Genomic DNA, 5,511 nt, shown 5'->3' on the forward strand with positions numbered 1-5,511 from the left:
ACGAGTTCCTGACCGCGCGCAACCATTGGGGGCGCCGCCGCTCAACCTGCTGTTTGCCAGCCGCGCCGGGGATATCGGCTGGGCGCCAGGCGGATTCGTGCCGGTGCGTGCGGCCGGTGATGGCCTGCTGCCAGTGCCGGCCGGCAAGGCGCATGGCTGGAAAGGGCTTCTCGATGCCCGGCTGATGCCGGTGGTGTACAACCCCACCCAAGGTTGGTTTGCCACCGCCAATGAAAACAACGTCCCCGCGGGCTATCCGCACCTGCTGGGCCTGGAATGGAATGACCGCAGCCGCATCACCCGCATTTCCGAAGTGATTGCCGCCAAACCGAAATTCAGCCTCACCGACGCGATGGCGCTGCAGAACGACGCCACATCACCCATGGCGCGCCGCGCAGTGGCGCTGTTGCAGGGCCTTTCTGGCCGCGACGATAATGAGCGTGGCGCCCTGGCATTGCTCAGCGGCTGGGACGGCCATGAAGGCCCGGATTCGGCTGCGGCGGCGCTCTACGAAATCTGGGCCAGCCGCCACCTGCCAGTGAGCGCGGTGAAGGCCATCGTGCCGGAAGACAAACGCCGCAATTTCGGCCGCACCAGCATCGGCAACGTGCTGCCCGTACTGGAGGAGGCCAGGCTGCTGACGGCAGAGCAACGCACCGCCATCCTGCTCGGATCATTGGGCACAGCCTTTGCCGAAGGCCGGAAACTGTTCGGCCCCGATCCAGCGCTGTGGCGCTGGGGCGCGCTGCACGTGGCCGATTTCAAGCCGGCGTTGGGTATCGCCGGCCGCAGCGCCGAGCGCCGGGTGGGCCCGCTGCCCATCGGCGGCAGCGGCTCCACCCCGATGGCGATGGGCAGCGGCCCTGATTTCCACCTCGTCTCCGGCGCATCGGTGCGCGTGGTGCTCGATGTGGGGGCGTGGGACAACAGCATGGCGATCAACACGCCAGGCCAGTCCGGCGATCCATCGAGCCCACATTACCGCGATCTGTTCGCGCGCTGGGCCACGGGCAATTATGTCCCCTTCGTCTGGAGCCGCCCGCGCGTGCTGCAGGAGGCAGAGCGCATCATCAGGGTGAAACCGGCGGGTTGAGGGCCTGCCAGATGGCAATGGCCGCCAGCGCCGCTGTATCGGCCCGCAGGATGCGCGGACCGAGGCTGATCGGCACTGCGGCAGGGTGGGCACGGATGGCCTCGCGCTCCTGAACGGTGAAGCCGCCTTCCGGGCCAATCAGGATGGCGGCCGGTGCCGGCACCTTTGCCTCTGCAAGTGGCGTGCCGCCGGATTCATCCGCAAAGATCAGGAAGCGGCCTCCGGGCCAGTTCTTGAGCAAATGTTCAAGTGGCATTGGCGCGGGCAATTCAGGCACCGCCGTGCGGCCCGATTGTTCGGCAGCTTCCACGAGATGCGCGCCCAGCCGCTCAAGATTGGGCTTGTCCACCACCGTGCGTTGCGTGGTCACCAGTTGCAGCCGCGCCACGCCCAGCTCGCAGGCCTTTTCCACCAGCCAATCGATGCGGCCTTTCTTCAGCGGCGCGGCGCACAGCCACAGATCGGGCACCTGCTCCTGCGGCGCGCTCTGCCGTTCGGCCACCAACGTCACCGCCTTCTTGGCCACGACCGAAACCCGCGCCGCCCATTCGCCGTCGCGGCCGTTGAACAGGCGCACAAGGTCACCGGGCTGCCGGCGCATGACGCTGCCCAAATAGTGGGATTGCGGCTGATCCAGCGTGATGGACGCGCCCGCAGCCAATGCATCACGCACATGCAGGCGCGGCGTGGTTGACAAGCTGCGGTCTAATTCGCTCATGGGCCACGTGGTTACGCCGCCTGCCCCCACCAACGCAACGCCAGACGCTGTAAAGAGCTGGATCGACCTGCTGCCGGCGGGCGCGCAAGCCTATGCGCGCCTCGCCCGGCTCGACCGGCCAGCCGGCACCTGGCTGCTGTTCTGGCCGTGCATCGCCGGGCTGGCGCTGGCCGGCGGACTCCAGCGCGCGCCTTGGCTGGTGCTGTGGTTCGGCCTGGGCAGCATCGCCATGCGCGGCGCCGGCTGCGTGTGGAACGACATTGTCGATCGCGATCTCGATGCCCAGGTCGAACGCACGCGTGATCGTCCGGTCGCCTCGCGCCGCATATCGGTGAAGGCGGCGCTGGCCTTTGCGGTGGCGCTGTCGCTGATCGGCCTTGTCGTGCTGCTGCAACTGCGTGGGCTGGCCCAGATCGTGGCGCTGGCCAGCCTGATTCCCGTCGCCGCCTATCCTTTCATGAAGCGCATCACCTGGTGGCCCCAGGCCTGGCTTGGCCTCACCTTCAACTGGGGCGCACTGGTCGGCTGGACGGCGGTGGCGCCCGTCGAGGCACCGGCCATGTGGCTGTTGTGGGCCGGCGGCCTCGCTTGGACGCTGGGATACGACACCATCTACGCCCTGCAGGATATCGAGGATGATGCGCTGGCCGGCATCAAGTCCTCCGCCCGCGCGCTCGGGCCGAAAGCGCGCGCTGGCGTGGCGGGCTTCTATGCGCTGGCGCTGGCCCTGTGGGCAGCCGCCCTGTGGATCGTCGCCGATCAGGCGCTGGCCGTGCTGGCGCTGCTGCCGCTGGCGGTGCAACTGGGCTGGCAGGTGGTGAAGCTGGCCGACACCACGCCGGCCACCGCATTGCGGCTGTTCCGCTCCAACCGGCTGGCCGGGGCGCTGTGGGCAGCGGCCTGCGCGTCTGTTGGGCTTGCCTGATCCAGAACGCAGCTGCGAGCCTGTCCCGCGTTGGAACAGGCCCGCGCGCCCGGTTACTTGCCGACATCAGGGCTGGCCCACCCATCACCCGTGCCGAACAGGTGCCTGTGTCTCATGCCGAACTGCGACCTCATTGCATGAATTCGACAAAGCGGCGCAGTGATTGGGCCGTGACACATGGGGCCAGCCACCCTACATCTGGGCCATGCTGTCTTCAGATGATGCCCTCACCCGCCTTGATGCCGCCCTTGCTGCCGCCCGCGCCGCCGGGGCCGATGCCGCCGATGCGCTGTATGTCGGCGATGGCGCCACCTCCATTTCGGTCCGCCTTGGCAAGCTGGAGGATATCGGCCGCGCCGAGGGCGAGGAGATCGGCATCCGCGTGTTCGTTGGCCAGCGCTCGGCCAGCGTCTCCTCTTCCGATCTCACGCCTGCTGCCCTGCGCGAAGCGGCGGAGCGCGCCGTCGCGATGGCGCGGTTGGCCCCCGAAGATCCCTATGCCGGCCTCGCGCCCGAAGATCGGCTGGCGCGCGGGCCATTTGCGGAACTTGATGTTGATGATCCCACCGAGATCAGTGCGGCGGCCCTGAAGTTACGCGCGCTAGAATGCGAGGACGCCGCCCGGGCGATTCCCGGCATCACCAACAGCGAAGGCGCCGGCGCCGCTGCCGGCACGGTGGTGATGGCGCTGGCGACATCGACGGGCTTTCGTGGCGGCAAGAAATCGACCAGCCACAGCCTTTCGGCCAGTGTCGTCGCCGGCACGGGCAGCGACATGCAGCGCGATTACGCCTGGCACGCCGCCCGCTATCTGGCCGATGTCGAATCCGCCGCGGATATCGGCACCCGCGCCGGCCAGCGCGCCATCAACCGCCTGCACCCGATCAAGCTGGCCAGCGGGCAGATGCCGATCCTGTTCGATCCGCGCGTTTCGTCAACGCTGCTCGGGCATCTCGTGGGCGCCATCACCGGCAGCGCCATCGCGCGCGGCACCAGCTTCCTGAAAGACAAGCTTGGCCAGGCCATCCTGCCCGCCGGCCTGTCGATCATCGATGATCCGCTGCGCCGCCGCGGCCTGCGCAGCCGCGCCTTCGACGGCGAAGGCTTGGCCGCACAGCGCACGGCCATCATCGAACACGGCGTGCTGACCGGCTGGCTGATGGATGTGGCCAGCGCCCGGCAACTGGGCCTGGCCCCCACCGGCCATGCCAGCCGCGGCACCTCCGGACCGCCCGGCGCCGGAACCACCAACCTGCACCTGGAAGGCGGCACCGCCACGCCGGCCGAACTGATGGCCGATATCAAGCAGGGCATTCTCGTCACCGAACTGATCGGCATGGGCGTCAACGGCCTCACCGGTGATTACAGCCGGGGGGCGAGCGGTTACCTGATCGAAAATGGCGAAATCACCCGGCCAGTGGCGGAAATCACCATCGCCGGCAATCTGATCGACATGTACGCCCGGATGATCGCCGCCAATGATCTTGCCTTCCGCCATGCCAGCAACGCGCCAACACTGCGCATCGATGGCATGATGGTGGCGGGCAGTTGACCCCGCACAGCCCGTCGGCGCGCGACGCCGATCTGGCGCTGGCCGCCGAAATCGCCGGCAATGCCGGGCGCATCGCCATGGCGCATTTCGGCCGGTCGCCGGCCAGGTGGGACAAGGCTGATGGCAGCCCGGTGTGTGCGGCCGACATGGCGGTGAATGATTATCTAAAGGGCGTGATCACTGCGGCCCGCCCGGATGATGGCTGGTTGTCGGAAGAAAGCGCCGACAGCGCGGCCCGGCTGGAACGCCGCCGGGTGTGGGTGATCGACCCTATCGACGGCACCCGCGATTTCCTGCGCGGCCGAACGGGATGGGCTGTATCGGTGGCGCTGGTCGAAGCTGGCACCGTGGTTGCCGCCGTGCTCAACGCGCCGGCACAGGATCGGCTCTATGCCGCCGGCGTCGGGCGCGGCGCGACCTTGAATGGCAAGCGCCTCGCGGTGTCGGGCCTCGCCACGCTGGAAGGCGTGCGCCTGCCCATCGATCAGCCCAATCTGAACGCGGCCTTCTGGCCATCACCCTGGCCCGGCACGGCCGTAGCCAAGCCCAACAGCCTGGCGCTGCGCATGGCGATGCTGGCGGCTGACGAGGCTGACGCCTGGGTGGAAGGGCGCAGCATCGCCGAATGGGATGTGGCGGCCGCCAGCCTGATCCTGGCCGAAGCCGGCGGCATGTTGACCGATCGCCACGGTGCCGCGCTGGCCTTCAATCAGCCGCAACCGGTGATCCACGGCCTTGCCGCCGCCACGCCGGCGCTGCACGACGAAGTGCTGGCGCGGCTTGATCATGCGCTCAAGGCGTTTGCCGCCCGCCGTCGGGGGCTTGCCGCCTGAATTCGACAGGCTTGCGCCGCTCTGCCCAGCACCCCACAGTGACAGTCGAGCCCGGGGAGGGGTATGGACAGCGCATCCCGATCAGTACCGTTGAATCGCCGGACGCTCGCCGCCTTTGCCGCGCCGTGCCTGCCACTCACCGGCGTCGGGCTGCCGATGGTGATCTATCTGCCGCCCTATTATGCCAGCACGCTGGGTCTTGATCTGGCCATCACCGGCATCCTGTTCTCGGCCGTGCGCTGGATCGATCTGCCGCTGGATATCGCGTTCGGGCACGGCATTGACCGCACCAACACGCGCTTTGGCCGGTTTCGGCCGTGGATGGTGGCGGGCGGCCTGATCATGCTGTTGGGCCTGTATCTCAGCTTCTTTGCCGAGCCCGGCCTGTCA

6 protein-coding genes are annotated in these 5,511 nt (G+C 68.2%); 5 read left to right on the top strand and 1 reads right to left on the bottom strand.

The window, feature by feature from the left end; genetic code table 11:
* Nucleotides 1-1,093, top strand: a 1,093-nt coding sequence (locus RT662_RS06070) for a penicillin acylase family protein (RefSeq protein ID WP_313669810.1), incomplete at its 5' end; no start/stop codon positions are given.
* Here RT662_RS06070 and RT662_RS06075 read toward each other — a convergent pair.
* On the bottom strand, nt 1,071-1,811 hold the full coding sequence (locus tag RT662_RS06075; RefSeq protein ID WP_313669811.1) for a 16S rRNA (uracil(1498)-N(3))-methyltransferase: 741 nt from the start codon (nt 1,809-1,811) through the stop codon (nt 1,071-1,073). The two genes, RT662_RS06070 and RT662_RS06075, sit on opposite strands and share 23 nt — an antisense overlap.
* Between RT662_RS06075 and ubiA the strand changes: the two genes are divergently transcribed.
* The 4 genes from ubiA to RT662_RS06095 all read left to right on the top strand — a co-directional run.
* On the top strand, nt 1,810-2,736 hold the full coding sequence (gene ubiA, locus RT662_RS06080; protein ID WP_313669812.1) for a 4-hydroxybenzoate octaprenyltransferase: 927 nt from the start codon (nt 1,810-1,812) through the stop codon (nt 2,734-2,736). The two genes, RT662_RS06075 and ubiA, sit on opposite strands and share 2 nt — an antisense overlap.
* A gap of 205 nt (nt 2,737-2,941) precedes the next feature.
* Nucleotides 2,942-4,288: a TldD/PmbA family protein gene (locus tag RT662_RS06085; RefSeq protein ID WP_313669813.1), complete on the top strand. Its 1,347-nt coding sequence runs from the start codon at nt 2,942-2,944 to the stop codon at nt 4,286-4,288.
* Complete coding sequence (locus RT662_RS06090; protein WP_313669814.1) at nt 4,285-5,121, top strand: 3'(2'),5'-bisphosphate nucleotidase CysQ; 837 nt, start codon at nt 4,285-4,287, stop codon at nt 5,119-5,121. The genes RT662_RS06085 and RT662_RS06090 overlap by 4 nt, the downstream gene beginning before the upstream one ends.
* Before the next feature lie 90 nt (nt 5,122-5,211).
* Nucleotides 5,212-5,511: MFS transporter (locus tag RT662_RS06095; protein WP_313669815.1), on the top strand; the 300-nt coding region annotated here is incomplete at its 3' end.

Origin of the sequence: Sandarakinorhabdus sp. (genome assembly GCF_032115815.1) — a bacterium.
In the GTDB taxonomy this organism is placed as follows: domain Bacteria; phylum Pseudomonadota; class Alphaproteobacteria; order Sphingomonadales; family Sphingomonadaceae; genus Sandarakinorhabdus.

Bases quoted from the DNA above. Each gene is read 5' to 3' on its own strand.
- RT662_RS06075 (WP_313669811.1), bottom strand. From the start codon at position 1,811: ATGAGCGAATTAGACCGCAGCTTGTCAACCACGCCGCGCCTGCATGTG.
- ubiA (WP_313669812.1), top strand. From the start codon at position 1,810: ATGGGCCACGTGGTTACGCCGCCTGCCCCCACCAACGCAACGCCAGAC.
- RT662_RS06085 (WP_313669813.1), top strand. From the start codon at position 2,942: ATGCTGTCTTCAGATGATGCCCTCACCCGCCTTGATGCCGCCCTTGCT.